The sequence below is a fragment of the Corynebacterium tuscaniense genome, assembly GCF_008693065.1.
Lineage (GTDB): Bacteria > Actinomycetota > Actinomycetes > Mycobacteriales > Mycobacteriaceae > Corynebacterium > Corynebacterium tuscaniense.
In genome coordinates this window covers 1-662 of record NZ_VXKH01000168.1, presented here as the reverse complement: position 1 = coordinate 662, position 662 = coordinate 1, and the positions used below count along the sequence as shown (strand labels likewise).

Annotated in this window: 1 protein-coding gene; it reads right to left on the bottom strand. The window is 56.2% G+C overall.

Translation table 11 applies throughout. The annotated features are described in order from the left end of the window. Window positions 1-60: 60 nt before the first annotated feature. A partial coding sequence (locus F4V54_RS11090) for an IS3 family transposase (RefSeq protein ID WP_150387167.1) occupies window positions 61-662 on the bottom strand: 602 nt, incomplete at its 5' end.

The following is a 662-nucleotide window of genomic DNA, read 5'->3' as shown; positions in this document are numbered from 1 at the left end:
CGGTTTGTGTGAGGTGGGGTTGCCCGCAAATCGTGGACACGTAGTGGGGCTACCTAGTGCTTAGGCAGCTATTTCTTTTCTACTGGTGGTTAGACCAATGTGGTTTTCGAAGTCGACGGGGCTGACCATCCCTAGTGCAGAGTGCCGGCGCCGACGGTTGTAAACGACTTCCATCCAGTAGGCAACGGCCTTGCGCGCAGCATCGCGGGTAGGCCAACGCTTACGGTCGTAGAACTCGGTTTTAAGCGTCGACCAGAACGACTCAGCCATCGCGTTATCAAAGCACACACCAGTACGCCCCACAGACTGAGCAATGCCCAGGTTATGGCAGACTTCCCAGAGCTTCTCGCTGGTAAATTGCGTTCCGCGGTCAGCGTGGAACACCAGCCCATTAGGAACGTCACCGCGCAGTGTATGTGCCATCCGCAGGGCCCGTTCGACCAGGCATGTATCTTGAACGCTATCCATTGCCCATCCCAGCACCCTGCGGGAATGGCCGTCGCGGACCGCACACAAGTACAACCATCCCTCGCTGGTGCGTAGGTAGGTAATATCCGACATCCACACTCGGTTGAGCTCACCAGTATCAAACATGCGCTTGACCAGGTCAGGAAGAGCTGACTTACGCTTGGATTGAATCATTGTCACCGGGACAAAGGCAC